The organism is Streptomyces sindenensis, assembly GCF_014649035.1.
Lineage (GTDB): Bacteria > Actinomycetota > Actinomycetes > Streptomycetales > Streptomycetaceae > Streptomyces > Streptomyces sindenensis.
The window spans coordinates 1-24,890 of record NZ_BMSG01000004.1 but is presented as its reverse complement, the minus strand read 5'-3'; the positions used below and the strand labels follow the sequence as shown (position 1 = coordinate 24,890).

General features: G+C 72.8%; 21 protein-coding genes and 1 pseudogene. 10 read left to right on the top strand and 12 right to left on the bottom strand.

Features of this window, described 5'->3' with window-relative positions; all coding sequences use genetic code 11:
* Positions 1-48: 48 nt before the first annotated feature.
* Complete coding sequence (locus IE145_RS06920; RefSeq protein WP_007449166.1) at positions 49-216, bottom strand: hypothetical protein; 168 nt, start codon at positions 214-216, stop codon at positions 49-51.
* Positions 217-480: 264 nt separating this feature from the next.
* On the opposite strand from IE145_RS06920, the gene IE145_RS06915 reads away from it, so the two are divergent.
* Positions 481-2,541: a neutral/alkaline ceramidase gene (locus IE145_RS06915; RefSeq protein WP_189519874.1), complete on the top strand. Its 2,061-nt coding sequence runs from the start codon at positions 481-483 to the stop codon at positions 2,539-2,541.
* Positions 2,542-2,545: 4 nt separating this feature from the next.
* Here the strand turns inward: IE145_RS06915 and IE145_RS06910 are convergent, their stop codons facing one another.
* The 4 genes from IE145_RS06910 to IE145_RS06895 form a co-directional block, all read right to left on the bottom strand.
* Positions 2,546-3,028, bottom strand: a complete 483-nt coding sequence (locus IE145_RS06910; protein ID WP_189519873.1) for an NUDIX hydrolase — start codon at positions 3,026-3,028, stop codon at positions 2,546-2,548.
* A gap of 30 nt (positions 3,029-3,058) precedes the next feature.
* Positions 3,059-4,654: an apolipoprotein N-acyltransferase gene (gene lnt / locus IE145_RS06905; RefSeq protein WP_189520226.1), complete on the bottom strand. Its 1,596-nt coding sequence runs from the start codon at positions 4,652-4,654 to the stop codon at positions 3,059-3,061.
* A gap of 217 nt (positions 4,655-4,871) precedes the next feature.
* Positions 4,872-5,435, bottom strand: coding sequence for a hypothetical protein (locus tag IE145_RS06900; RefSeq protein ID WP_189519871.1), 564 nt, complete (start codon positions 5,433-5,435; stop codon positions 4,872-4,874).
* An 81-nt stretch (positions 5,436-5,516) separates the two neighbouring features.
* Positions 5,517-6,302, bottom strand: coding sequence for a glutamate racemase (locus tag IE145_RS06895; RefSeq protein WP_189519869.1), 786 nt, complete (start codon positions 6,300-6,302; stop codon positions 5,517-5,519).
* A 58-nt stretch (positions 6,303-6,360) separates the two neighbouring features.
* Between IE145_RS06895 and IE145_RS06890 the strand changes: the two genes are divergently transcribed.
* The gene (locus tag IE145_RS06890) at positions 6,361-7,542 is read left to right on the top strand and encodes a glycosyltransferase (protein WP_189519867.1); all 1,182 of its coding nucleotides are present in this window, start codon (positions 6,361-6,363) and stop codon (positions 7,540-7,542) included.
* A gap of 43 nt (positions 7,543-7,585) precedes the next feature.
* On the opposite strand, the gene IE145_RS06885 is transcribed toward IE145_RS06890, so the two are convergent.
* From IE145_RS06885 to IE145_RS06860, 6 genes are all read right to left on the bottom strand, one after another.
* Complete coding sequence (locus tag IE145_RS06885) at positions 7,586-8,896, bottom strand: TerD family protein (RefSeq protein WP_189519866.1); 1,311 nt, start codon at positions 8,894-8,896, stop codon at positions 7,586-7,588.
* A 100-nt stretch (positions 8,897-8,996) separates the two neighbouring features.
* The gene (locus tag IE145_RS06880; RefSeq protein WP_189519864.1) at positions 8,997-10,526 is read right to left on the bottom strand and encodes a SulP family inorganic anion transporter; all 1,530 of its coding nucleotides are present in this window, start codon (positions 10,524-10,526) and stop codon (positions 8,997-8,999) included.
* Between the two features lie 80 nt (positions 10,527-10,606).
* The gene (locus IE145_RS06875) at positions 10,607-11,206 is read right to left on the bottom strand and encodes a carbonic anhydrase (RefSeq protein WP_189519862.1); all 600 of its coding nucleotides are present in this window, start codon (positions 11,204-11,206) and stop codon (positions 10,607-10,609) included.
* 230 nt (positions 11,207-11,436) lie between these two features.
* Complete coding sequence (locus IE145_RS06870; protein ID WP_189519860.1) at positions 11,437-12,096, bottom strand: response regulator transcription factor; 660 nt, start codon at positions 12,094-12,096, stop codon at positions 11,437-11,439.
* Positions 12,026-13,525: a sensor histidine kinase gene (locus IE145_RS06865; RefSeq protein ID WP_189519858.1), complete on the bottom strand. Its 1,500-nt coding sequence runs from the start codon at positions 13,523-13,525 to the stop codon at positions 12,026-12,028. The genes IE145_RS06870 and IE145_RS06865 overlap by 71 nt, the downstream gene beginning before the upstream one ends.
* A complete protein-coding gene (locus IE145_RS06860; RefSeq protein ID WP_189519856.1) occupies positions 13,525-13,806 on the bottom strand; it encodes a hypothetical protein in 282 nt (93 codons plus the stop codon). The genes IE145_RS06865 and IE145_RS06860 overlap by 1 nt, the downstream gene beginning before the upstream one ends.
* A 568-nt stretch (positions 13,807-14,374) precedes the next feature.
* Between IE145_RS06860 and IE145_RS06855 the strand changes: the two genes are divergently transcribed.
* From IE145_RS06855 to IE145_RS06830, 6 genes and pseudogenes are all read left to right on the top strand, one after another.
* Complete coding sequence (locus tag IE145_RS06855; RefSeq protein ID WP_189519854.1) at positions 14,375-14,530, top strand: hypothetical protein; 156 nt, start codon at positions 14,375-14,377, stop codon at positions 14,528-14,530.
* Positions 14,531-14,660: 130 nt separating this feature from the next.
* Positions 14,661-15,902: pseudogene (locus tag IE145_RS06850) on the top strand (hypothetical protein).
* A 28-nt stretch (positions 15,903-15,930) separates the two neighbouring features.
* Positions 15,931-16,446: a glycine-rich domain-containing protein gene (locus IE145_RS06845; RefSeq protein ID WP_189519853.1), complete on the top strand. Its 516-nt coding sequence runs from the start codon at positions 15,931-15,933 to the stop codon at positions 16,444-16,446.
* Positions 16,447-16,910: 464 nt separating this feature from the next.
* Positions 16,911-17,396 carry a DUF6643 family protein gene (locus tag IE145_RS06840; RefSeq protein ID WP_189519851.1) on the top strand — a complete coding sequence of 162 codons (486 nt, stop codon included), beginning with the start codon at positions 16,911-16,913 and terminating at the stop codon, positions 17,394-17,396.
* 173 nt (positions 17,397-17,569) lie between these two features.
* Positions 17,570-18,190, top strand: coding sequence for an Rv1733c family protein (locus IE145_RS06835; RefSeq protein WP_189519849.1), 621 nt, complete (start codon positions 17,570-17,572; stop codon positions 18,188-18,190).
* Positions 18,191-18,357: 167 nt separating this feature from the next.
* A complete protein-coding gene (locus IE145_RS06830) occupies positions 18,358-20,790 on the top strand; it encodes a right-handed parallel beta-helix repeat-containing protein (protein ID WP_189519847.1) in 2,433 nt (810 codons plus the stop codon).
* On the opposite strand, the gene IE145_RS06825 is transcribed toward IE145_RS06830, so the two are convergent.
* Positions 20,757-23,189, bottom strand: coding sequence for a hypothetical protein (locus IE145_RS06825; protein WP_189519845.1), 2,433 nt, complete (start codon positions 23,187-23,189; stop codon positions 20,757-20,759). The genes IE145_RS06830 and IE145_RS06825 overlap by 34 nt on opposite strands.
* 255 nt (positions 23,190-23,444) lie before the next feature.
* On the opposite strand from IE145_RS06825, the gene IE145_RS06820 reads away from it, so the two are divergent.
* Together IE145_RS06820 and IE145_RS06815 are read left to right on the top strand one after the other, a co-directional pair.
* Positions 23,445-24,308 (top strand): DeoR/GlpR family DNA-binding transcription regulator, encoded by an 864-nt coding sequence (locus IE145_RS06820; protein WP_189519843.1) that lies wholly within the window; start codon positions 23,445-23,447, stop codon positions 24,306-24,308.
* 80 nt (positions 24,309-24,388) lie between these two features.
* Positions 24,389-24,835, top strand: coding sequence for an SRPBCC family protein (locus IE145_RS06815; protein ID WP_189519841.1), 447 nt, complete (start codon positions 24,389-24,391; stop codon positions 24,833-24,835).
* Positions 24,836-24,890: the final 55 nt, after the last annotated feature.

The following is a 24,890-nucleotide window of genomic DNA, read 5'->3' as shown; positions in this document are numbered from 1 at the left end:
CGACGCGACCGGGTGGCGCCGGACCGGGCCGGCGCCACCCGCCACGCGTCAACAGCAGTAGACGCCCGCGCACGTACCACAGGCGGTGCCGCTGCCCGAGTTCGTCGGAGAAGCGAGCGGCGGAATTTCCTGTTCCAGATCGCCGATCACCAGATCGAATACCTCATCGGCGTTCCGGTCCGTTCCGCTCTGGACCTTTTCCTCAACTGCCTGCATGAATATCCTCCTCCCGTACTGGCCAATTGATCCGCCACTCAGTAGAACAATACGCCATGCGCATGTCAACGAGGCGTATGCGGGCGGAACGCGGACGCGATGCGGACGGAACGCGGACGGAACACCGGCCCGAGAGTTCTACTGGCCGGTAGACATCTATGCGACGCAGGTCACACTGCTCTACGGTCGGGGCACTGCCCGGCCTCCCACGTCGGTGAGCCGCCGACCGGGCCCGGCATCCCGTCTCCCGCCCCAGGAGGTTCCATGCCACCCCCCACCGTCCGCCGCTCCCGGCGCCGGCTGCCCGTCGCGCTGCTCGCCGCCGCCCTCGGCGCGGTCACCCTCGGCGCCCCCTCCCCCGCGTCCGCGTCGGACACCGCCGAGGAGGCGGGCTACCTCGTCGGTCGCGGCATCGCCGATGTCACGGGCGAGGCCGCCGAGACGGGGATGATGGGCTACTCCAGCTTCGACCAGAAGACCTCGGGCATCCATCAGCGGCAGCGGTCGCGCGCCTTCGTCGTCGTCGACCGGGCGAGCGGCAAGCGCGTGGTGTACGTCAACGCGGACCTGGCGATGATCTTCCAGTCCGTCCGGCAGGGCGTCATGGCGCAGTTGAAGGAGCGTTACGGCAGCCTGTACGGGGAGGACAACGTCCTCCTCTCGGCCACGCACACCCACTCGGGGCCCGGCGGGTACTCCCACAACGTCGCCTACAACCTCTCCGTCCTCGGCTTCCAGAAGGAGACCTACCGGGCGGTCGTCGACGGCATCACCGAGTCCGTGGCCGAGGCGCACGAGGACCTGAAACCGGGCACGATGAGCCTGGGCACGGGGACCCTGACCAACGCCAGCGTCAACCGCTCGCGGGAGGCGTTCGACCGCAATCCGGCCGCCGACCGGGCCGCCTTCCCCGACGGCATCGACCCGGCGATGACCGTGCTGCGGTTCAAGCAGGGCGACAAGGACGCGGGCGCCATCAGCTGGTTCGCCACCCACAACACCTCGATCACCAACAAGAACACGCTGATCAGCCCCGACAACAAGGGCTATGCCGCTCACGCCTGGGAGCACGACCACGAGGGCGTCCGCCATCTCGACGACACCCCGGGGTTCGTCGCCGCCTTCCCCAACACCAACGCCGGCGACATGTCCCCCAACCTCAATCTGAAGCCCGGTTCCGGGCCCACCGAGGACGAGTTCGAGAACGCGCGCATCATCGGTGAGCGCCAGCTCGACAAGGCCAGGGAGATCTACGAGGAGGCGCGGCCCGTCGCCGGAGGGGTCGACTCCCGGCTCGCGTACGTCGACATGGAGAACGTGACCGTACGGCCGGAGTACACACCGGACGGCGAGGAACACCGCACCTGCCCCGCCGTCGTGGGCGCCTCCACGCTCGCCGGCAGCGTCGAGGACGGGCCGGCCATCCCGCTGTTCGAGGAGGGCATGCGCACCCCGATCGCCACCGTCCTCGAAGCGCTGCGCGTCGACACCCCGTCCTGGCTCGCCACCTGCCAGTACCCGAAGGCGAGCCTGATCCCGACAGGTCTGCTGAGCAACGTCCACCCGGTCACCCCGAAGCGGCTCCCCCTCCAGATCATGAAGATCGGCGAGCTGCACCTGGTGGCCGCCCCGGGCGAGTTCACCATCGCCTCCGGCCTCCGCGTACGCCGCACGGTGGCCGAGCAACTGGGCGTGCCGCTGGACCGCGTCCTGCTCCAGGGGTACGCCAACGCCTACAGCCAGTACGTCACGACGCCGGAGGAGTACGACACCCAGAACTACGAGGGCGGCTCCACGCTGTACGGCCGCTACACCCTGCCCGCCTACCAGCAGGAGTACGCCCGGATCGCTCAGTCCCTGCGCGCGGGCACGGCGCTGGACCGGGGCACGATGCCGACGGACGAGTCGGGCCGGCAGTTCACCTTCCAGACGGGGGTCGTGTACGACAACCCGCCCTCGGGCAAGGCGTTCGGCGCGGTCCTGAAGGCCCCGGAGGGCTCGTACGCGCGCGGCTCCACCGCCACCGTCGAGTTCGCCACCGGCCACCCGAAGAACAACCTCCGCCGGGGCTCCACCTTCCTGGAGGTCCAGCGGCTGGAGAACGGCACCTGGAAGCGCGTCCTGGACGACGGTGACTGGGAGACCACCTACCGCTGGACCCGGCTCAACGGTCTGACCGGCACCTCGAAGGCCACGATCACCTGGAGGATCGCGGCGGACACCACACCCGGCACCTACCGGATCGTGCACCACGGGGACGCGAAGAACCTGCTGGGCAAGATCACACCGTTCAGCGGCGCCACCGGAACCTTCACCGTGCGGTAGAGGTTCAGGTCGTGCTCGGGGTGGGCTGGAACCAGGCGGGTCCCTCGGTGAGTGCCTGCTTGATCCGGAAGAGGGCGAACTCGCCGAGCGGCGGGAGCCCGTCCAGCGGGAACCAGCCCACCTCCAGCGACTCGTCGTCGTTGACCCGCGCCTCGCCGCCGGTCGCCCGGCAGCGGAAGGTGATGTCCAGGTACTGGCAGCGGTCGCCGTTGGCGTACTGCACGGGTTGCAGCGCCTGGGCGAGCACCAGCCGCTCGGCCACGCAGTGCACGCCGGTCTCCTCCAGCACCTCGCGCTCCGCCGTCGCCGCCGGCTCCTCCCCCGGCTCGGAGATCCCGCCGACGACCGCCCACTTCCCCGTGTCCGCGCGCCGGCCGAGCAGGACGCGGCCCTCGTCGTCGAGAACGACGGCCGTCACGCCGGGCAGCAGAAGCAACTGGTGCCCGGCGGTGGCGCGGATGTCACGGATGAAGTCGGGAGTAGCCATGGATCCGAGCCTACGTGGCCGGTGGTGGTGCTACTTCCCGGCACCGTGCGCCCTGCGTGCCCGGACCGCCGAGACGCTCACCCAGCCCAGGCCCGCCAGGGCCAGCAGGGCGATGACGCCCTCGGGCAGGGGGCCCATCCGGGTGGCGGGGGTGAGCGAGGAGCGCAGCGGGACCTCGTCGACGAGGGCGGCGGGGGTGAACATCCCGCTCTTCTCCACGATCGTGCCGTCGGGCCGGATCACCGCGCTGACCCCGCTGGTGACGGGGACGACGACGGCCCGGCCGTGCTCGACGGCCCGCACCTGGGACATGGCGAGCTGCTGGTAGGTCATCTCGCTGCGCCCGAAGGTCGCGTTGTTGCTCGGCACGGCGATCATCTGTCCGCCGTGCTTGACCGTGTCGCGTACGGCGTCGTCGAAGGCGGCCTCGTAACAGGTCACGAGCCCCACCTTCGTCCCCGCCAGGTCGAAGACGCCCACCTCGGTGCCGGGGACGAACTCGCGCTGCACCCGGTCGACGTCCTCGCTGAAGAAGCGGGCGACCGTGCGCATCGGCATGTACTCGCCGAACGGCTGGATGTGACGCTTGTCGTAGGTGTCGACGGGGCCCCGGTCGGGGTCCCACTCGATGAGGGTGTTGCGGAGGCTGTCGGAGCCCTTCTCGACCACCGAGCCGACGACCGTGGGGGCGCCGATCGCCTTGACCGCGTCGTCGATGACCTGGCGGGCGTCGGTGTTGAGGTAGGGGTCGAGGTCGGAGGAGTTCTCCGGCCACAGCACGAAGTCGGGCTGCTTCTCCTTGCCCGCCTTCACCTCCTCGGCCAGTTCGGCGGTGCGCCGGGCGTGGTTGTCGAGGACGGCGCGGCGCTGGGCGTTGAAGTCGAGGCCGAGACGCGGCACGTTGCCCTGGATCGCGGCGACGGTGGCGGTGCCGTTCTCCGCCGAGTCGTCGACCAGGGGCAGCGCGGCGAAGGCCCCCGCGATCGGTACGAGGACGCTCGCGGCGGCCCCGGCGACGGCGGCGCGGGGGATCTTCCCGGTGGAGCGGTACGCCATGATCCGGCGCACCGCCTCGCAGAGGCCGAAGCCGCACAGCACGACGGCGAAGGAGAGCAGCGGGGTGCCGCCGAGGGCGGCGAGCGGCAGGAAGGGGCTCTCGGACTGGCCGAAGGCGATCTTGCCCCAGGGGAAGCCGCCGAACGGGATCCGGGCCCGGACCGCCTCGTCCAGCGTCCAGACCGCGGCCGCCCACACGGGCCAGTACGCGAGGCGGGTCACCGCGGCGATACCGAGGCACCCCACGGCGATGAAGAGCCCCTCCGCGACGGCCAGGGCCAGCCACGGCACCGGGCCGACGTCCTCGCCGGTCCAGTGCAGCAGGGGCAGCATGAAGCCGAGGCCCGACAGGAGGCCGAGGCCGAACGCGGCCCGCAGCCGTCGCCCGTGCAACACCCAGCCGAGCAGCGCGAACCCGGGCAGCACGAGCCACCACACGGTCCGGGGCGGGAAGCTCGCGTAGAGCAGGAGCCCGGACAGCACGGCGGCGGCCGGGCGGAAGAGCCGCCGCGGCAGCCCGGCGGCCCGGGGGGCCGCTGCCGGGGGCGGCGAATCGTCGACGGGGGTCATGGTGGCGCTCACCCGCCGGAGTCTACGGGGGGCGGCTGTGCGCGGCGGCGTTGACCTGCGCGGGGCCGGGGCCCGGGCGGCTGTGCGCGGCGGCGTCGACCTGCGCAGGGCCGGGACCCGGGCGGCCCGGGGGCGGCTCGCCGCCGGGGCTTCGGAGCGGGCCCCCGCTGGGGCGGCGCGGCGTCCGGCGGGGGTCCCGGGCGCCGGGGCCGCCCGGTCAGTCGCGGGGCCGTTTCCCGGAGGAGGGCAGGTGCAGGCGTTGCCGGATGAACCGTACGGCCGTCTCCGCGTCGTCGACCGTGACGGTGAAGGTACGGCCGTCGCCGAGGCGCAGGGCCATGCCCTCGCCCTTGCGGACCACCACGGCGGTGCCCTGTTCGGGGCGCCAGCGGTAGCCCCAGCCGCCCCACTCGCGCGGATTGATCCGGGGGACGAACTCCGCGCCCGTGACATGGCTGAGCAGGATCCGGCGGCGGGGCAGTCCGGCGTGGCCGCAGCGGACCTCCAGGCTGTCCCCGTCGACCCTGACGGCCACATGGACGAAGGCGAGCGTGCCGAAGAGGATCAGCAGTCCGGCGGCGAGGCAGCCGATCACGGACATGAGCAGCGGGGCGATGCCCGAGGTCCAGGCTCCGTCGACGGCGAGCTCGATGCCGAGCGCCACGCAGCCGGCGCCCGCGAGGGCCAGCACCCACTGGAGCCGGTTGGTGGCGCGGCCGTTCCACTCCGTGGGCGGCGCCTGGCTCGACCCGTGGCTCGCACTCTCGGGGTGGTCGGTCATATTCAGCAGCGTAACCGCGTTCCGGGCTCCCGGCCGGGGCGGCGGGGGCCGATCGGGCGAGCGGGCCGAGCGGCCGGACGGTCAGCGGACGGGTGCTCCGGCGGCCAGGATCCGGCCTTCCGCATACGTCAGGGCGGCGTCCGGGAGGGCGGCGACGCGGCCCGCCCGCAGCACGGTGAGCGCGCCGGAGGGGGCGGCCGTCGGAGCGGGTTCCGCACCGATCCGGCGCAGCGCCTGGGCGGCGACCGCCCCGGCGGAGGCGTGCAGGGCGAGCGGGGGGCGGCCGGGGCGCTGCACGGCGTCGCGGATCCGGGTCGCGACCAGCTCGTAGTGGGTGCAGCCGAGGACGACGGCCCGCACGTCGGACGGGGTGCGGGCGGCGGCCGCCGCGACGGCCCGGTCGATCGCGGCCTCGTCGCCGAACTCCACGGCGTCGGCGAGACCGGGGCAGGGCACCTCGGTGACCTCGGCGGAGCCGCCGAATTCCGCGATCAGTCCGCGCTGGTAGGGACTGCCGGTGGTGGCCGGGGTGGCCCAGATGGCGACGGAGCCGCCGCCCGCGGCCGCGGGCTTGATCGCGGGGACCGTGCCGATGACCGGCAGGGCCGGCTCCAGCTCGGCGCGGATCGCCGGCAGGGCGTGGACCGAGGCCGTGTTGCAGGCGATGATCAGCGCGTCGGGGCGCTGGGCCGCGGCGGCGCGGGCGACGTCCAGGGCCAGCGCGGTCAGGTCCTCGGAAGTGCGGGGTCCCCAGGGCATCGAGCCGGGGTCGGAGGAGAGCACCAGCTCGGCGTCGGGCCGCAGGCGGCGCACGGCGGCCGCTGCCGCCAGCAGGCCGATTCCGGAGTCCATGAGCGCGATCTTCACCCGGTCACCCTAGCCGACAGCCCTTGCGAACCGGGCTCGGTGGGGCAGACTTCGGCGGATGAGCGCCGTTGCCTGGATCGCCGTGGGTTCGCTGAGTGTGTGGGTGTGGCTGCTGCTGGGGCAGGGCTTCTACTGGCGGACGGACCAGCGGCTCCCCCGGCGCGGCGACCCGGCGAGCTGGCCGTCGGTCGCGGTGGTGGTGCCGGCCCGCGACGAGGCGGCGATGCTGCCGGTGAGCCTGCCGTCGCTGCTGGTCCAGGACTATCCGGGGGAGGCCCGGATCATCCTCGTCGACGACTGCAGCAGCGACGGCACCGGGCCGCTGGCCCGGGACCTGGCGACCCGGTACGGCGGTCTCCCGCTGACGGTGGTGACGCCCGGGGAGCCCGAGCGGGGCTGGACGGGCAAGCTGTGGGCCCTGCGGCACGGGATCGCGGTGGCCCGGCGGAACAAGCCGGACTTCCTGCTGCTGACCGACGCGGACATCGCGCACGAGCCGGACAGTCTGCGCGATCTGGTGGCCGCGGCCGGTCCCGGCGGCCCCGACGGCTTCGATCTGGTGTCGCAGATGGCGCGGCTGCGGGTGGAGAGCGTCTGGGAGCGCCTGGTGGTGCCCGCGTTCGTCTACTTCTTCGGGCAGCTCTACCCGTTCCGCCGGGTCAACAGCGCCCGGTCACGGACGGCCGCGGCTGCGGGCGGCTGTGTCCTGCTGCGTACGGAGGCCGCCGAGCGGGCGCGGATCCCGGAGTCGATCCGGCAGGCGGTGATCGACGACGTGTCGCTGGCGCGGGAGGTGCGGCGCAGCGGTGGCCGGATCTGGCTGGGACTGGCGGAGCGGGTGGACAGTGTGCGGCCGTATCCACGGCTCGCGGATCTGTGGCGGATGGTCGCGCGCAGCGCGTACGCGCAGTTGCGGCACAGCCCGCTGCTGCTGGCGGGGACCGTCCCGGGGCTGCTGCTCGTCTATGTGGCGCCGCCCGTGACGCTGGTGGCGGGGGTGTCGGCGGGCGACGCGGTGGCGGCCTGGGCGGGCGGCGCGGCCTGGGCGCTGATGACGGCGACGTACCTGCCGATGCTGGCGTACTACCGGCAGTCGCCGTGGCTGGGCCCGCTGCTGCCGCTGACGGCGGTGCTGTACCTGCTGATGACGGTGGACTCGGCGGTGCAGCACTACCGGGGGCGGGGCGCGGCCTGGAAGGGCCGTACGTATGCGCGCCCGGAGGCCGCGCCCGACCGGTGACGCCGCCGGGAGGCGGGGGGCCGGTCCGGGCGGGCGCGGGTAGTCATTTGCGGCCGGGCGTCCAGTTCATGCCCCAGCCGTAGGCGGCGTCGATGGTGCGCTGGGGGCTGACGCCCCGGTCCGGGACGAGGTAGCGGGCCTCGCGCCGCACGGTGAGGTCGCCGCCGTCGCTGGTGATCAGGGCCAGGGCGCAGACGGTGGAGGGCACGGTGCACTCGTCGAGGGAGAAGTCGATGGGCGCGCCGTTCTGCGGCTGGAGGGTGACGGTGGCGTGGAGATCGGCGAAACTCCGGGCGCCCTCGTAGATGGTGACGAAGATCAGTACCCGCCGCAGCAGGTTCTTGTGGTCGAGGTTGATGGTCATGTTCTCGCCGGTGGAGACCGCGCCGGTGCGGTCGTCGCCGTCGAGATGGATGAAGGGCGGCTGACCCAGTGAGCCGAAGGCGTTGCCGAGGGCCTGCACCACTCCCTTGCGGCCGTCGGCGAGTTCGTACAGGGCGCAGAGGTCGAGGTCGAGATCGGCGTGCATGGCGACGGCCCGGCCGAGCTTGGCGCCCCAGCCCTTGAACTGCTTGCGCACCTCCCAGTTGAGGTTGACGCGCAGCGCGCCGGAGGTGCCGCCCTGCTTGGCGAGCGAGACGGACGGGGCGCTCTTGGTCAGCGTGACCTTGGTCAGTCGTACGGGCGCCGGGGCCGGCGGGACGGGAGCAGCCGGGACCGGGGCGGGAGCGGCCGGAGCCGGGGCGGGGGCAGCGGGCCGGGGCTGCGGAGGGGCGGGAGCGGCCGCCGTGGTCCCCGGTACCGCCGGGGCCTGCTGCGGTTCGTCGACGGAGATGCCGAAGTCCGTCGCCAGGCCTTCCAGGCCGGTGCTGTAGCCCTGCCCGACCGCGCGGAACTTCCACGCCCCCTGGCGCAGGTACAGCTCGCCGAGGATGAAGGCGGTCTCGACCGTGGCGTCCGTGCTGTCGAAGCGGGCCAGCTCCGCGCCGCCGGCCGCGTCCGTGACCCGTACGTGGAGCCCGCTCACCCGGCCGAAGGTGCCGCCGTCGGCCGATGCCGCGACGACGATGCGCTCGATCGCGGGCTCGACCTTCCCGAAGTCGACGAGGAGGGTGTCGGTGACCCCGTCGGGAGCGGTCCGCTTGCCCTCGTGCCGGACCGCTCCGGACGCGTGGGCCGGCTGGTTGTAGAAGACGAAGTCCGTGTCGCCGCGGACCTTGCCCGCCACCAGGAGGAGGGCGGAGGCGTCGACGTCCGGGACGCCGGGTGCGGCGTGCCACCCCAGTTCGACGCGGACGGTGCCGGAAGGCACCGGAACGTTGCTTCCCTTTTTCATGCTCATCCTGACCCCCATCGCGTGTCCGGCTGCCCGCAGGCTTTCCCCCCACAACTTAGCTGCCGGTGGTGGGAAAGCCTCGGGCGTCGCGCGGCAGACGGCAGTTTGACGACAGGTCCTAGGGAGTGCGCGGAGAGCCGTCGCCGTTCCGGGCGAGCCCCGCGAGGGCGGCCTCGCGCGGTGTTCCGTCCGTCGCCGGTCCGTGGCGCCGCACTGCGCCGCTGTGCGTGCTCCACGCTTCGAGTGCGGTGCGGCAGGCGTGGTCGAGGTGGCGCAGCCGCGAGAGGTCCAGCTCCACCGGCCGGTCCTTCGGCAGCGCCTCCAGGGTGTCGAGGATCAGCGGCAGGCGCAGGAAGGTGGCATTGCCGCCGAGGGAGACCGTGGTGCGGTCGTCCCGTTCGTCGATGTCGATCCGGACCGCGGAGGTCTCCCAGGCGGTCTTGATCACGGCGAGCCCGATACCGAGCAGCACGCCCATGAACATGTCCGTGAGGACGATGGCCAGCGCGGTCACGATCAGGACCACGGCCTCGCCCCGGTGTTCACGCCAGAGCGGACGGATGGTGGCGACCGGGATGAGCTTCGCGCCGGCGTGGACGAGGATCCCGGCGAGGGCGGCCACCGGGATGAGGCCGAGCATCGCGGGGAACAGGGCCGCGAACACCAGGAGCCACACGCCGTGCAGGATCCGGGACGCCTTGGTGCACGCCCCCGCCTGCACGTTGGCGGCACTGCGCACGATGACGGCGGTCATGGGCAGTGCGCCGACGAGGCCGCAGATGGTGTTGCCCGTCCCCTGGGCCACGAGTTCCTTGTTGAAGTGCGTGCGCGGGCCGTCGTGCATCCGGTCCACGGCTGCGGCGCTGAAGAGGGATTCGGCCGAGGCGATGAGCGTGAAGGCGAGGACGACGCCCAGCAGACCGGCATCCGCGAGGAGACCGAAGTCGTCCAGGCCCGTGAGCCGCAGTGAATCGACCAGCCCCTGGACCTCGATCGGGGCGACGGGCAGGTCGAACACGGCCACCGTCGCGGTGGCCAGTCCCACGGCCGCCAGCGGCCCGGGGAGCATCCCGGGCAGCCGTCCGGGAAGCCGCTTCCACAGGATCAGCATCACGATGGTGCCCGCGCCGATCGCACAGGAGGAGATCGCCGGGGCCGCGGTGATCCCTGTGAACAGGTCCGGCAGTCCGGCCAGGTTGTCGAGACCGCTGCCGGGGGCGGAGGAACCGGCCATGGCGTAGAGCTGGCTGCTGATCAGTACGAGACCGATACCCGCGAGCATGCCGTGGACGACGGCGGTCGAGATGGCGCGGAACCACCGGCCGAAGCCGATGAGGCCCAGCCCGACCTGGAGGATTCCCGTCGCCAGGACGAGGACGCCGAGGGCCGCGACCCCGTGGGTGGTGACGGCCTCGTGGACCAGGACGGTGAGTCCGGCGGCCGGTCCGCTGACCTGGAGCGAGCTGCCCGGCATGGCGCCGGTGACCAGTCCGCCGACGATGCCCGTGACCAGGCCCAGTTCGGCGGGGACACCGGAGGCGACCGCGATCCCGACGCAGAGGGGGACGGCGACGAGGAACACCACGATCGAGGCGAGGACGTCACGGGACAGGACGTCCGGGCGTAACCGGAGAGGGAGTGAGGACATGAGAGCTTCAGCTCCTAGGGGTGGGGGGAGACAGCGGGTGGCGGCGGGGGCGGCCCGCGCTGCTCACCCTCGGGTCGCTGTCACAGGGAGGAGAAATGTCCGCTGGCGGCGTCGTGGATCAGCACGGAGCCGGTGTGGACCTCGTAGTACCAGGCGTGCAGGCCGAGCCGCCCCTCGCCCGCGGCCCGGCTCACGCAGGGATAGGCGCGCAGGTTGTCCAGCTGAGCCACCGCATGGCGCTGTACGGGCTGTTCGCAGTCGGGGCCGAAAGCCCCGGGGGCCCGGAAGCCGCCCTCGGGGGCGGACCGGCCGAGCCAGCCCCGTACCGCCGGCAGGGTCCGCAGGTCCTCGCCCCGGGCCAGGGCGCCGACGGCACCGCAGTGGGAGTGTCCGCAGAGGATGATGTCGGACACCTCCAGCACGCACACGGCGTACTCGATGGTCGCCATCTCGCTGGTGGGCGCGTCCGGATCGTACGGCGGGACGATGTTCCCCGCCGTACGCATCTCGAAGAGTTCACCGGGTCCGGAGTCGGTCAGCAGGGCGGGGACCACCCGGGAGTCCGAGCAGGTGATGAACATGGTGGACGGCCGCTGGCCGGCCTCGAACTCCTTGAGGTCACGGCCCGCTCCGCCGTAGCGGGCGGGGAAGGCGCGGGCGTGGTCGATGAGTCGTCGCACAGAGGTCCTCCATACGGACATACGGCAGCGGCGTGCGGCTCGTCGCGCGAGGGCAGGGCCGCTGCGACCGGCATCGGGCCGTTCTCGGGCCTCGTGTCACCGAAGGACCCGCAAGGAGGAGTCTGTGGGCGGGCCATGAGGTGGCGGTGAGACAGCGGTGAGACTGTTCTCATCGCGTACGAGGGGTGCGTACGCGGCCCCGCCCGGTGTCCCGCCCGGGGCGGCGTACGTCAGGCCCGCAACCGGTAGCCGACGCCCCGCACGGTCTGGACCCGTTCGGCGCCGATCTTGCGCCGCAGGTACCGGATGTACACGTCGACGATGTTCGAGCCGGGGTCGTAGTCGAATCCCCACACCTGGCTGAGCAACTGCTCCCGGGACAGGACCCGGTCGGGGTTGCGCATGAGGATCTCGGCGAGGGCGAACTCCCGGGCGGACAGGTCGGCGACGCGCTCGCCGGCCTGGGCCCTGCGGGTCCGAAGGTCCAGCAGCAGATCGCCCACGCGCAGCAGGAAGTTCTCCGGCGGCTCCTCGCGGCGCAGGCGCAGCCGTACGCGGGCCAGCAGCTCGTCGAAGGCGAACGGTTTGACCATGTAGTCGTCGGCGCCGCTCTCCAGGCCCGCCACGATGTCGCTCACGCTGTCGCGCGCGGTGAGGATGACGACGGGCAGGCTGACGCGCGCCTTGCGCAGCTTGCGCAGCACGGTCAGTCCGTCGTGGCCGGGCAGGCCGAGGTCGAGGATGAGGAGATCGAAGTCCCGGCCGCGAGCGTGCTCGTAGGCGGCGACGCCGTCGGCGACGACCCGGGTGACGTATCCGCTACGGCGCAGGCCTTTTTCGACGAAGGATGCGATGCGTGCCTCGTCCTCGGCTATCAGGATCCTGCTCACAGAGGGTTCCTTCGGTCGTGGGGTCCAGTGCGGGAAGGTCGATGACGAATCTCGCGCCGCCGCCGGCGGCCTCCTCGACGCGCGCGACGCCGTCGTGTGCCTGGGCGATCTCGCGGACCAGGGCGAGCCCCAGGCCGATGCCGGTGGCGGCGCGGCCGGGGACCGCGGTGCCTGCCTGGTAGAAGCACTGGAAGATCTGCTCGCGGTCCTCCGGGGCCACACCGGGCCCGGTGTCCGCCACCCACAGCAGTACCCGGCCGCGCCACAGGCGCGATCCGATCTCGATGGAGTCTCCTTCGCCGGTGTGGCTGACCGCGTTGGCGGCGAGCTGCATCAGAGCCTGGGTGACCCGCTGTCCGTCCAGTCGCACGCTGACGTCGGCGACCTCGGCCACCGTCCAGTGCCGGGGCCCCAGTGCCTGGGCCTTGGCCGCCGTGTCGACCACGAGGTCGGTGAGACTGGTCCGGCCGGGCGCGAGGAAGTCGGGGCGCTCGGCTCGCGCCAGAAGCAGCAGGTCGTCCACGATCCGCCGCATCCGGTCCAGTTCGTCGATGAGCAGGGTGCGGGTCTGCCCGTGCAGACTGCCGGGGCCCTCCTCCGCCAGCTCCAGGTGTCCCCGCAGGACCGTGATGGGGGTCCGCAGTTCGTGCGCCACCTCGTCCAGGAACCGACGTTGCGCGGTGAAGGCTCCCGACAGACGGTCGAGCATGTGATTGAACGTCTCGGCCAGGGCCGCCACGTCGTCGCTCCCCCGCACCGGCAGCCGCTGGCTGAGGTCCGTCTCGCTGATCCGCTCGGCCGTCTGCCGCACCAGCCGGATCGGTGCCAGGACCCGGCCCGCGACCAGCCAGCTCGCCAGCCCGGCGAGCACCAGGGCGAAGCAGCCCGAGAGCAGCAGCAGCCGGGCCATGTGGCGCTCCTGGCGCAGTTCGTGGTCCCGGAAGGACAGCAGGACGAGCCGGGTGTCGGCGTTGTCTCCGGCCATCTGGACCGGGACGACGCCGTAACGGACCTTGCCCGCCGGGGAGTCCAGCGTCCGTAGGCGGGTGTCGGAGGTGCGCGCCATCAGGGCCACGATCGCAGGGTCCCGGTCCAGGCGGGCCGGGGCCGGGCCGGGGCTGCGCCGGTCCGCCCGCCCGTCGACGACGCTGAAGAACGCGGCGTTGTGCTCGGGGCGGTGGACCGCCATGAACCCGGTCAGCAGCGCGGCGCCGGAGGTGAAGCGCTCACCGGTGTACGGGTCTCGGGAGGTGCGGGCGAACGCCCGCAGCTTGTCGGCCTCGGAAAGAAGCTTCGCGTCGATCTGGCGGTCCAGTTCCGCCTGCCAGACGATCGTGATGCCGAAGGTGGGCACGGTCAGGGCGGCGCCGAGCAACAGGAGCATCCACCCCACGATGCGGGAGCGCGCGCTGGTGGTGCGCCACGCCATCAGTCGTCCCACTCGTCGTCCGCAGCCTCCGGACGGCCGTCCGGAGTTTCCGCCTCCTCGTCGTCGGCCTCCGTCTCCTCGTCGTCGCGCCCGCCGCCCCGCGCGTCGTCGCCCTCGTCATCCACCTCGTCCCGGGGGGCCCGTGTGACCTTCTCGTCGTCGCCGACGGGGCGTGACGTCCCCGCGCCGCCCCCGTCGTCGGCGGCAGGCGGCGGCGACGGGGGCACGGGCCGGCCGCCCGAGCAGGTGCGGGACGGGCCGGGCGCGGCGGGGGATGTCACGGCGGGGCGGCTCGGTCCGGACGGAGAGGCGGGCGAGGGCGTCGGACCGTACGGAACGGGCACGACCACCACCGGCCCCATCGAAGGCGCCACACTCTGGCCGGGCCATAACCAGACGGCCAGTAACGCCACAGCACCCGCGCCGCATCCCGCTAATACCGACCCCACCCCTCGCCAGAACATAAGGCCATTCTGCCTTCGTGGGACTCGGCGAACGGACTTGAGGAGAGCATTCTCATCTTCGGGGGCCGCGGCCCTGTCCATCTCCCGTGACGGTGCTGCCCAACGGGTGGGCCGGAAGCGTCCGCGCACCGCTGTCCACCCGCCTCCAGCAGGGACTTCGCGGATGGCGGCGCGCTGTGGGCCGGGGCGGCCACGGCGCGGGGGGCATGCCACGGAATCGCGCCGAATCCGACCGGTGCGCGGCCGCATCCCCTGGCTCGGCATTGCCGTTCGTTGACAGTCACTCAATCTTGCTTTTACCTTCGGCGAGCGGGTCGACGGAGAAATTCATCGGCCGTCGACCCCATGACCGGGAGTACCTTCCGCACTGTCATCGGAGAACCTCATGGAACAGCTCATCAAGAAGATGACCGAGGACGGCATCTGGCAGAACTGGATCGCCGTGAACTCGGCACAGGGATCCACGAAGGAAGGCTGTATCAGCGCAGCACCCAAGAGCGGCTGCATCAGTTCCGCGCCCAAGGCCGGCTGCATTTCCTGACCCGCCGCGGGGGCACCGGGGCCGACTCCGCGCGAGGCCGTTCCCCGACCGTGGCGCTCTCCCCCGGCGCCCCCGCTCCGGCTCTCCCAGCCCATATTTCTTCAGCTGCGTGAAACATGAGAAGGAATTAATGAAGGGCCAGCCGACCGACGAGGTCATCGACCATATCCGCGACATACCGATCTATCAGGAGTCCCTGGCCAAGGGCTACTTCCCGGTGCTCGACAAGCCGGAGATCGCCCGTGGGTTCCCCGGCAACTGAATGACGCCCCGACTGGCGGCGGCGCTGGAGAACGGCGAGGCGGAGTTCGTCCTGTCCACCGGCACCAACCACGCCCGGATGCGGATCATCCGGCCTCCGTACTTCCTGCTCCGCTCCTACTACGAACTGTGGCGCGACCACCCCGACATCGGCGGCACCTGGGAGTCGGGCTGCCCCCGCGTCTCGCTGACCACGGTCCTGGCCACGGAGCACGTGGCCCGGGTCAATGCCGCCCGGCGCGGCGTGGAGCCGGAGCGGCCCCCTGCTCTGGCCGACCGGCGGCTGGACGAGCGCACCTGCTACCTCAACCTCCGGCTCGACCCCGCACACTGGGACCGTGCGGAGGTGTCGCGGATGCTCCGGGAAATCGACCAGGCCCGCTCCTCGCATCCGCTGGGTCACTATCATCTCGACTGTTCCGGCTACCACTTGGCGCATCTGGTGCGGAAAGTCGAGACGTTGGGGCTGCGGGACGCGTTCCCCGAACCGGCCAGCATCATCCACGCCTACGAGTACACACCGGTGAACGTACGGCGCTTCCTGCACCAGCGCTTCGCCTGCCCGGTCATCGACCTCTTCGGCAGTACGGAGTTGGGCTATCTCTTCTACAGCGACCGGGAGGGCAGGTACTGGCCGCACTTGGACGGGATGAGCATCGAACTCCTGCCGGTGGCCCCCGGATGCACGATGCACCAACTTGTCGTCACCAGCGTGCGCAATCCCTGCATGCCGCTCGTCCGCTACCGGTCGGGCGATTGTGTGCGCACTCTGGACGGCTCACCGGATCCCGCCGGGATCGTCCAATTCTGCGGTCGGCTCGCGGAATTGCTCCCGACCCCGAAGGGCCCGGTGGCCCAGGGCGACCTCGACCGGCTTGTCGCGGCCGCTTCCCCCCGGATCTTCCTGCACCAACTCCGCCTCCCCACAGACACGGAAGCGACTCTGCTGTACACGACGTTCACCGGCGAGCCGCTCGGGGAGCCCGAGGCGGAGTCGCTGCGGCACAGCACCGGCGAACTGACCGGACGGAACTGCCGGATCGAGCATCGGACCCGGATCCCCATCGGACCGTCCGGCAAGTACGCCTGGCTCACCGGCCGACGCGGCTGACGCGCCGCCCTCCACGGAAAGGAACGCCATGACCAGCGGACAGACGGTCTCCGCCAACGACCTCAAACACCTGCTCGGCGACGAACTCCACACCGAAGTGGTGCGGCATTTCCGGGACAAGACACCGGAGGCGCTGCCCGGCTTCGTGGAACGACAGGTCACCGAATGCCTGCGATACCTCTATCTCGTCTCCCTCCACCCGGATCGCCTCAGCGGCCTTTTCCTGCCGGTCGAACAGGACATCGACGAGATATGGCACTACCTCATCCTGCAGACCCGGGAATACCGCGCGCTGTGCGAGGAACGGCTCCCCGGACGGTTCTTCATCAACCACCGCAGCATCGCCTACGAGAACTACCAGGAAGGTCCGGGGCGCGAACAGGCACTGGAGGAGGCACTGCGCTGGATCCCCTTGTACCGCCAGGAATTCGGGCCCTTCGACGAGGGCGCGTTGCCGCACTGGACCATGGTGAGATTCCTCCACGAACAGATGCTCTTCTCGCTCGCGGACATCGCAGCCCTGGAACCCGTTCCCGTGGCGTGAACGGATCCCCCACCACCCCCCACCGGGCCCGCACGACGACCGGAAGCACCCGCGCTCCGCACCGCCGGCCCCGGGCCCGGCCCCGGCCGACGGCAGAGGACGGGGTGGACCGCGCACCGGGACGTCCGCGCCACGGGGCGTGACGATGCGACCGCAGGCGCCACCGCGATGAGCCGTACCCCCTCCGTCATGATCGCGATCACGACCGGCGCCCCCGCCTCCGCACCGGCGGGGCGCCGCCCTTTGCTCCGCGCTATTCGCTTCCCGTCCGAGTCCGCGCCGGGCACCGTTCCCGATCAAGGCCGGGCTCCCCCGAAGCCGCTGCCCACCGACGGAAAGACCCTTGCCGTTAACGAAGTCTTTAACGCTGTTTCGGGGGGCCGGGCGCACAGAACCTGCGTAAAACGGATAACCCAAAGATTGGGGCTCCCCATCCGGCACATCGTGGGCTTAACTTAGGTGGCATGACGTCCCCCCGCTCCACCTTCGGCGGCGGCTACTACGCCGCGTCGTTCCCCGACACTCCGATCTACGACTCCTTGGTCGCGGAGCGGGGAACCCCGCAGATCGCCCCCATCCGTGTGCCGGCCGCGTACGACACCGGTAACAGCTACCTGCCCGCGCTGCCGTCGGCGCTGCCGGCCCTGCCCTCGGCCCCGTCGCAGCAGACGGGTTCCTACGGCTACCCGCAGCAGCAGCCGATGCCGCAGTACCAGCAGGCTCCGGCGCAGCAGGCGCCGATGCAGCCCGCCCAGCTGCAGCACGCGCCCGCGCCGTACATCCCGCAGCAGCCCTCGGCCGTCCGCGGCTATCCGCAGCAGCCCCAGCAGCAGCGCCCCGCGCCCGCCACCGGGTACGAGTCGATGCGCCCCGCCTCACCGCGCCCCGTACCGGCCCAGTCGCCGTACGAGGACCCGTACAGCCGGCCGTACCAGACCCGGGGATACTGAACCCGCGAACCCTCCGTACGGCACGGTGCGCCGGGGGACGCACCAGGCAACCTCCGACGGCTGAAAGCGGTCCTGGAGTACGGAGGCCGGGCTCGGCACTCGACGATCCTTCGCACCACGGGCCCGCCGAGGCAGGCCGCGGGGACATCGATCGACGGGGACGGGAGCACGGGGTGAGGGGGCAGTGGGCACTGCTGCGGGGGCTGTCGCGCGGGCGGGAGAATCCGCTGCGCCGCGCCACCGACCGCCGCGAGGCCTGGGTGGCGCTCGGAGCGCTGCTGCTCCTCGTGGTCGGGGCCCCGGTCGCGGGCTGGGCCGGAGGTTCTCTCGCCCATGACGCCCTCCAGCGGTCGGTCCGCGCCCAGCACCAGGAACGCCACCCCGTCGACGCGGTCGTGGTGGGGCGGGCGCCGGGGCGCGAGCGGTACGTGGGCGATCCCGAGGGCGGCTCCGAACGGGCCGCGCGCATCTGGGTCGTGGCGTCCTGGCAGGCCCCGGACGGCAGCCCGCGCACCGGGGAGGTGGCCACCGCGTCGGGGCCCGGCGCCCCCGGGGCCCCGCTGCGGATCTGGACGGACGCGGCGGGCCTCCCGGTCCCCCCGCCGATGGACGCCCGCGCCGCCCGGTCGCATGCGGTGCTGGCCGGCATCGGTACGTCCCTGCTGGCCGCCGGCTGTGTCGAAGCGGGCCGCAGGGCGGTCGTCGGGTGCATGGTGCGGCAGCGGTACAGCCGTCTCGACCGGGAGTGGGCCGCCGCGGGCGCGGGCTGGGGCCGGGCCGGAACGGGCGGCTGACCACGCTCTCCGCCGGCCGGACGCGGTTGCCCGCGACACCGTCCCGCGGGGCCGACTCGTCAACTCCCGGCCCTCACGCGCGCTACGGTGGTCCGACCCCGTCCGCCTCCCCGGCGACGGACGGACCCGAGGCAGCGCACAGCACGAGGTGGGGGCACAGCAACGCCATGGCACAGGGCACGGTCCAGGTGACGCACACCGGCACATCGCGATGGCGCCGCCGCACCGGCGAGTACGCCTCCCTCTCCGCGGCCCTGGAGGCGGCGGCCGAGGGCGACGTCCTCACCGTCGCCCCCGGGACCTACCGGGAGAACCTCGTCGTCCCCCGCGCGGTGACCCTGCGCGGCCCCGACGGGTCGGCCGGGTCCGTGCGGATCGCGCCGCTCGACGGCGTACCGCTGACCGTGCGCGCCTCCGCGGTCGTCCAGGGCCTGCACATCGAGGGGCAGGACTCGGCGGCCCCGGCGCTGCTGGTCGAGGACGGCACGGCGGAGCTGACGGACCTGCGGATCGTGACCCGGTCCGCCGCGGGCATCGAGGTGCGCGGCGCGGCCCGGCCCACCGTGCGGCGGTGCACCGTCGACAATCCGGCCGGGGTCGGCATCGCCGTACTGGACGGCGCGGGCGGGGTGTTCGAGGAGTGCGAGATCGTCTCGGCGGGCCAGTCCGGGGTGTCGGTCCGCGACGGCGGGCATCCGCGCCTGGACCGCTGCCGGATCCACCACGCGTCCGGGGCGGGCATCGGCGTCACCGGCGACGGCAGCGGCCTGGAGGCCCTCGGCTGCGAGGTGTACGAGATCAAGGGCAGCGGCATCCAGGTCACCGCCCGCGCCTCGGCCCACCTCACCGACTGCACCGTGCACCGCACGTCGGCGGACGGCGTGACGCTGGACACCGACGCGGTGCTGACGCTCGCCGACTGCGACATCCATGACATCCCGGAGAACGCCGTCGACCTGCGCTCGCGTTCGGTGCTCACGCTGACCCGCTCCACGGTCCGCCGGTTCGGCCGCAACGGGCTCTCGGTCTGGGACCCGGGGACCCGGGTCGACGCCAACCAGTGCGAGATCCACGACAGTACGGGCGACTATCCGGCGGTGTGGGTCAGTGACGGCGCGACGGTGATACTGGACGCCTGCCGGGTGCACGACGTGCCCGACGCGCTGTTCGTCCTCGACCGGGGTTCGCGGGCCGATGTGGTGGACAGCGACCTCTCCCAGATCCGTAACACCGCCGTGTCCGTGAGCGACGGGGCGACCGCGCAGCTGGACGACTGCCGGATCCGGGAGGCGTCCACGGGCGCCTGGTTCCGCGACCACGGCAGCGGCGGCACGCTGAACAACTGCACCATCGACGCGGCACAGACCGGGGTCATCGTCACCAAGGGCGCGGACCCCACCATCGAGCGCTGCACGGTCACCTCGCCCGCCGAAGCCGGGTTCTACGTGTCGGCCGAGGGCCGGGGCACCTTCGACGGCTGCCGGGTGACGGGCAGTGACGGGTACGGCTTCCATGTCATGGAGGGCTGCCGGACGACCCTGACCCGGTGCCGTACGGAGCGTTGCGCGCGGGGCGGTTACGAGTTCCCCGAGGGGGACGGGCCGTCCTCGGCCGGGCCGGTGGCCCGGGACTGCACGAGCGACGAGAGTGGTCTGCGGACGGCTCCGGCTCCGCCGCCGCCCCCGGTGCTGACGGCCACGCAGTCGACACCGGGCCTGCTGGGCGCGCTGCCCGGGCAGCGCCCGGTGGAGCCCGCTCCCCGGCCGGCCGCCCCGGTGGAGCCGGCCCGGGACTCATCGGCGGTCCTCGGTGAACTGGACGCGCTGGTGGGCCTGGACAGCGTCAAGCGGGAGGTGCGGGCGCTCACGGACATGATCGAGGTGGGCCGGCGCCGCGCCGAGGCCGGTCTGAAGGCGGCGTCCGTCCGCCGCCACCTCGTCTTCACCGGCTCCCCCGGTACGGGCAAGACCACGGTCGCCCGGCTGTACGGGGAGATCCTGGCCGCGCTCGGCGTGCTGGAGCGCGGCCACCTGGTCGAGGTGTCCCGGGTCGACCTGGTCGGCGAGCACATCGGTTCGACGGCGATCCGGACCCAGGAGGCGTTCGACCGGGCGCGCGGCGGGGTGCTGTTCGTCGACGAGGCGTACGCCCTCTCCCCCGAGGACTCCGGCCGGGACTTCGGGCGGGAGGCCATCGACACGCTGGTGAAGCTGATGGAGGACCACCGGGACGCGGTGGTCGTGATCGTCGCGGGCTACACCCATGAGATGGAGCGGTTCCTCACGGTCAACCCCGGGGTGGCCTCGCGGTTCTCCCGGACCATCACCTTCCAGGACTACGTCCCCGAGGAGTTGCTGCTGATCGTCGAGCAGCAGGCCGAGGAGCATGAGTACAGCCTGGCGGCGGGGACCGGGGAAGCACTCCTGAAGCACTTCACGGCGCTTCCCAAGGGCCCCGCCTTCGGCAACGGCCGCACCGCCCGCCAGACCTTCGAGTCGATGGTGGAGCGGCACGCGGGCCGGGTCGCCCAGCTCGCCGAGCCGAGCACGGACGACCTGACCCTGCTCTACCCGGAGGACCTGCCCGACCTGCCCCTCTGAGACCGCGCCTCCCCCTGCCGGGGGACGAGCGGGCCCAGCTCCTCCAGGAGGTCGGCGCGTGCGTCGGCGAAGGCCGGGTCGGCCTGGTAGTCGGAGTGCCCGAGGATCGGTTCGGGCAGCGGAAGCCGCGTGGTCCGCCCGTAGGCCAGCGGGTCCTTCAGGGGGCCCCGGTCGACGCCCGGGTCGGGGTCGGCGCCGATGCGGACGGGACCGCCGATCGGGTCGGTGGCCCGCCAGAGATTGCGCCAGCAGTGCACCGAGCGGTCCAGCCCGAGCAGGGGGCCGGGCCCGAAGTAGGCCGGGAACCACCGACCGTACAGCCGTTCCAGGGGCGAGCCATAGGTGAGCAGCGCGACCCGGCGACGGGTCGCGTCGGGCAGTTGCCAGACGGCGGACGCCGCGAGCACGCTCCCCTGGGAGTGGCCCGAGATGACGAGCCGGCCCCGGGGCGTGGTCGACGTCCAGGCGGACATCCGGGAGGCGAGGTCGGGGACGGCGCGCTCGGCGTAGCACGGGGGCGCGAAGGGGTGGGCGGCGCGGGGCCAGAAGGTGCCCACGTCCCAGAGGATGCCGATGGTCCGGCGGGCCGAGGCGTCCTTGTAGGCGCGCCGGCCGCCGGCGACGAAGAGTATGAAGCCGAAGCCGATCAGCCAGGAGCCGGTGGACTGCGCGGCGTCGGCGAAGGATTCGAGGAGCGGCCCGCTGCCGTCGGCGGCCCGGCCCGGCACCTGGTCGCTGTACCAGGATCCGGCGATCGCGCCCGCCCCGAGCAGCAGGGTGGCCGCGGAGACCACGCCGACGATCCAGGGCGCGGAGTCGGTGAGGGCGGCGGTGGCGCGGATCCGGGCGATGCGGCGGGTGCGGCCCTCGTCGGGCGGTTCGGGGGCGTACTCCGTCTCGACGACCGGGCCCAGGCGGCGGGCGGTGCGCGCGGTGCGGACGACCAGCACCAGGACGGGGACGAGCAGGAGGAGCAGGAGCACCGGGATGACGGAGGCCTGCCAGCTGAGCAGGACCGGCGGCCCGGCGATGTCGGCCTCGTGGCCCATGCCCGGGGTGCCGGGGCCGTCCAGCCAGTCGGCGACGCGCTGGGCGACCCCGCCGGTCATCACACCGCCGAGGGCACAGGCGAGCATCGCGACCGCGGGGCCGCCCAGTCCGTACAGGACGGTGCGGGGTTCGGGGGTACGCCGGTAGAGGCCCCGGGCGACCACGACGAGGGCGACGACGAGGACGCCCTGGCCGAGGGCGAGGAGCCGGAAGGTGGCCTCGCCGGGCAGGGCGCCCGAGGACTGCCAGTCGGGGCGCGACCAGGACGCGTACAGCACGGCGAGGGTGAGCAGGGCCAGCGCGGAGCCGGGCAGATAGCTGATCAGAGCGCGGTCCAGGCACATGTCGAGGGTCCGTTCGCTGCGGCCCCGGCGGCAGACGACCCAGAGGACGACGAGCGCGCACAGGACGATGCCGCCCTCCACGGCCGCGCCGATGATCCCGGGCACCGGCCCGTCGGCCCCCCGGTCGTGCCGTGCGGCGGCGCCGGAGACGGCCGCGGCGACGGTCAGGAACCCGGCCGCCGTGTGGGCGGCACGGAGCCGGGCGACGAGCCGCCGGCCGTACCAGAATCCGGGCCTGCCGAGCGCGGGCCGGACCAGGGCTGCCTTGCGCGGGCTGCCGTCGGCGTCCGGACCGGGTGCGTCCGGGCCGTGGGCCGCAGCCGCACCGAAGGGGTCGTCCTCGTCGAAGTCCTCTCCGCCCAACGGGCGTTGGGACTCGTACGCGCTCCAGGTCCAGTTGGACAGGTACCACAGGAGCCCCACCAGGGCCGTGGGTACGAGCGCCGCCAGGGCGAGCCGGCGGCCGGGCTGGGACCACCAGCCGTCCTGACGCTCCGACAGGAAGCCGAGCCAGGAACGGCGTCCGGCGCAGACGTCGGCGCCCGCGCACTGCCAGGCCAGCAGGTCGAGGGCGACTTCGCAGGCGGCCGCCGTGAGCAGCACGGTGAGGCTGAGCGCGACGAGCCGGACCAGCACCCCGTACAGCCGGACGGCGCGGGTGCGGCCGGTGGCGGTGGGGCGCATCCAGTGGGCGAGGTTGACCACCATGAACGGCAGGAGCAGCAGCCACAGCGCGCGGGAGCCGTTGCCGGAGGTGAGCCCGGACCAGCAGTACGCCTCGGCGACGGGCTCGTCCCGGTAGCGCTCGGGGTGCTTCTCGCCGTCGGCGTCCTCGGTGCGCCGGTACACGGCGGCGGTCGTGTCCCCGGTGACCCGGACCGTACGCGGGTCGCCCAGCATCTCCTGCGGGGTGGCGCCGCCGACGCCGTGGACGAGCAGTTCCAGTGCGGTCCCGGTGTGCTCGGGGGACGGGGTGGCCGACGGGGGCGGGGTGGCAGGAGCCAAGGGGGGACTCTTTCTCGGGCGAGCGGCACTGCGGGGAGGCGGCACAGCGGGTACGGGTGCGGGCGGGGCGGCGGACGGGCCGCGCGCGGGGATGCGTCGGGCCGCCCGGAGACACGATCCCCGGTCCGGGGCGGCCGCGTGAGCGGTCTCACGGAATCTCCCCAGCTGGTACGCCGGGCATGCCTGCGTGGCAGGATGAGCGTCGCCCGCAGACCGCTGCGGACGGTACGGCAGAGGGAAGGACCGGACCCGGCGTTGAGCGAGAACCAGAACCTGCTCGCGGAGCAGCGCCGTGCGCTGATCCTCGACGAGGTGCGCAGGCGTGGTGGGGTCCGGGTCAACGAGCTGACCCGCAGGCTGAACGTCTCCGACATGACGATCCGCCGGGATCTGGACGCGCTGGCCCGCCAGGGCGTCATCGAGAAGGTTCACGGCGGTGCGGTTCCGGTCGTCGAGGCGAGTACGCACGAGCCCGGGTTCGAGGCGAAGTCGGCGCTGGAGCCGAGCGCCAAGGAGGACATCGCCCGGGCGGCGGCGGCTCTGGCGGTGCCCGGCAGCGCCATCGCGCTCTCCGGCGGGACGACGACCTTCGCGCTGGCCCGGCACCTGCTGGACGTGCCGGACCTGACGGTGGTGACGAACTCGGTGCGGGTGGCCGACGTGTTCCACGACGCGCAGCGGCCGGCCGGGGGGCGCGGCGCGCGCCCCGGGGCGGCGACGGTGGTGCTGACGGGCGGGGTGCGCACCCCCTCGGACTCGCTGGTCGGGCCGGTCGCGGACCGGGCCATCGACTCCCTCCACTTCGACGTGCTGTTCCTCGGCGTGCACGGGATCTCGGCGGAGGCGGGGCTCTCGACGCCCAATCTCGCGGAGGCGGAGACCAACCGCCGCTTCGTGCGGGCGGCGCGCCGGATCGTGGTGGTGGCCGACCACACCAAGTGGGGCACGGTGGGCCTGAGTTCCTTCGCCGCGCTGGAGGAGGTCGACACCTTGGTCACGGACGCGGGCCTGCCTTGGGAGCTGCGCGCGGAGATCGAGGAGCATCTGCCGGGTCTGGTGGTGGCGGGCGACGTTCCTCCCGCCGGGACCACCGGCGCCCCGCCCGTCACCGGGGGCTGACGGCGGCCCCGCGCAGGACGTTCGGCCGGGCGGGATTCCGCTCGGCTCGCGGTGTGCGGGACACCCTCTAGGATCGGGCTGTGGCCGTCTTCCGGATCGAGCGCTTCTCCCCTCTCCCCGCAGCCGAAGCCTGGCGCCGGGTGACCGACTGGGAACGGCACGCCGCGCAGGTGCCGTTGACGTCGATCTCGGTCCCGACGGGCCTGCCCTCGCGGCTCGGCACGGTCTTCGTGGCGCGTACGGGGCTGGGCCCGCTGGCGTTCGACGATCCGATGGAAGTGGTGCGGTGGACGCCGCCCGCCGAGGGCCGGGCCGGGGTGTGCCGACTGGAGAAGCGGGGCTCCGTGGTGCTGGGCCGGGCCTCGATCGACGTGCTGCCCACGGATTCCGGTTCCCATGTGGTGTGGGTCGAGGAGCTGCGGGTGCGACTGGTGCCCCGGTGGGGTGACCCGCTGCTCGCCTCCGCCGGGCGACGGGTGTTCGGCAAGGCCCTGGACGCCCTGCTCGCCTCCCCGGGCGCCCCCTAGAGATCGTCTTCAAAGGTCAGATCCAGAGCAGGATTGAGGCGATGGTGACGGCCGC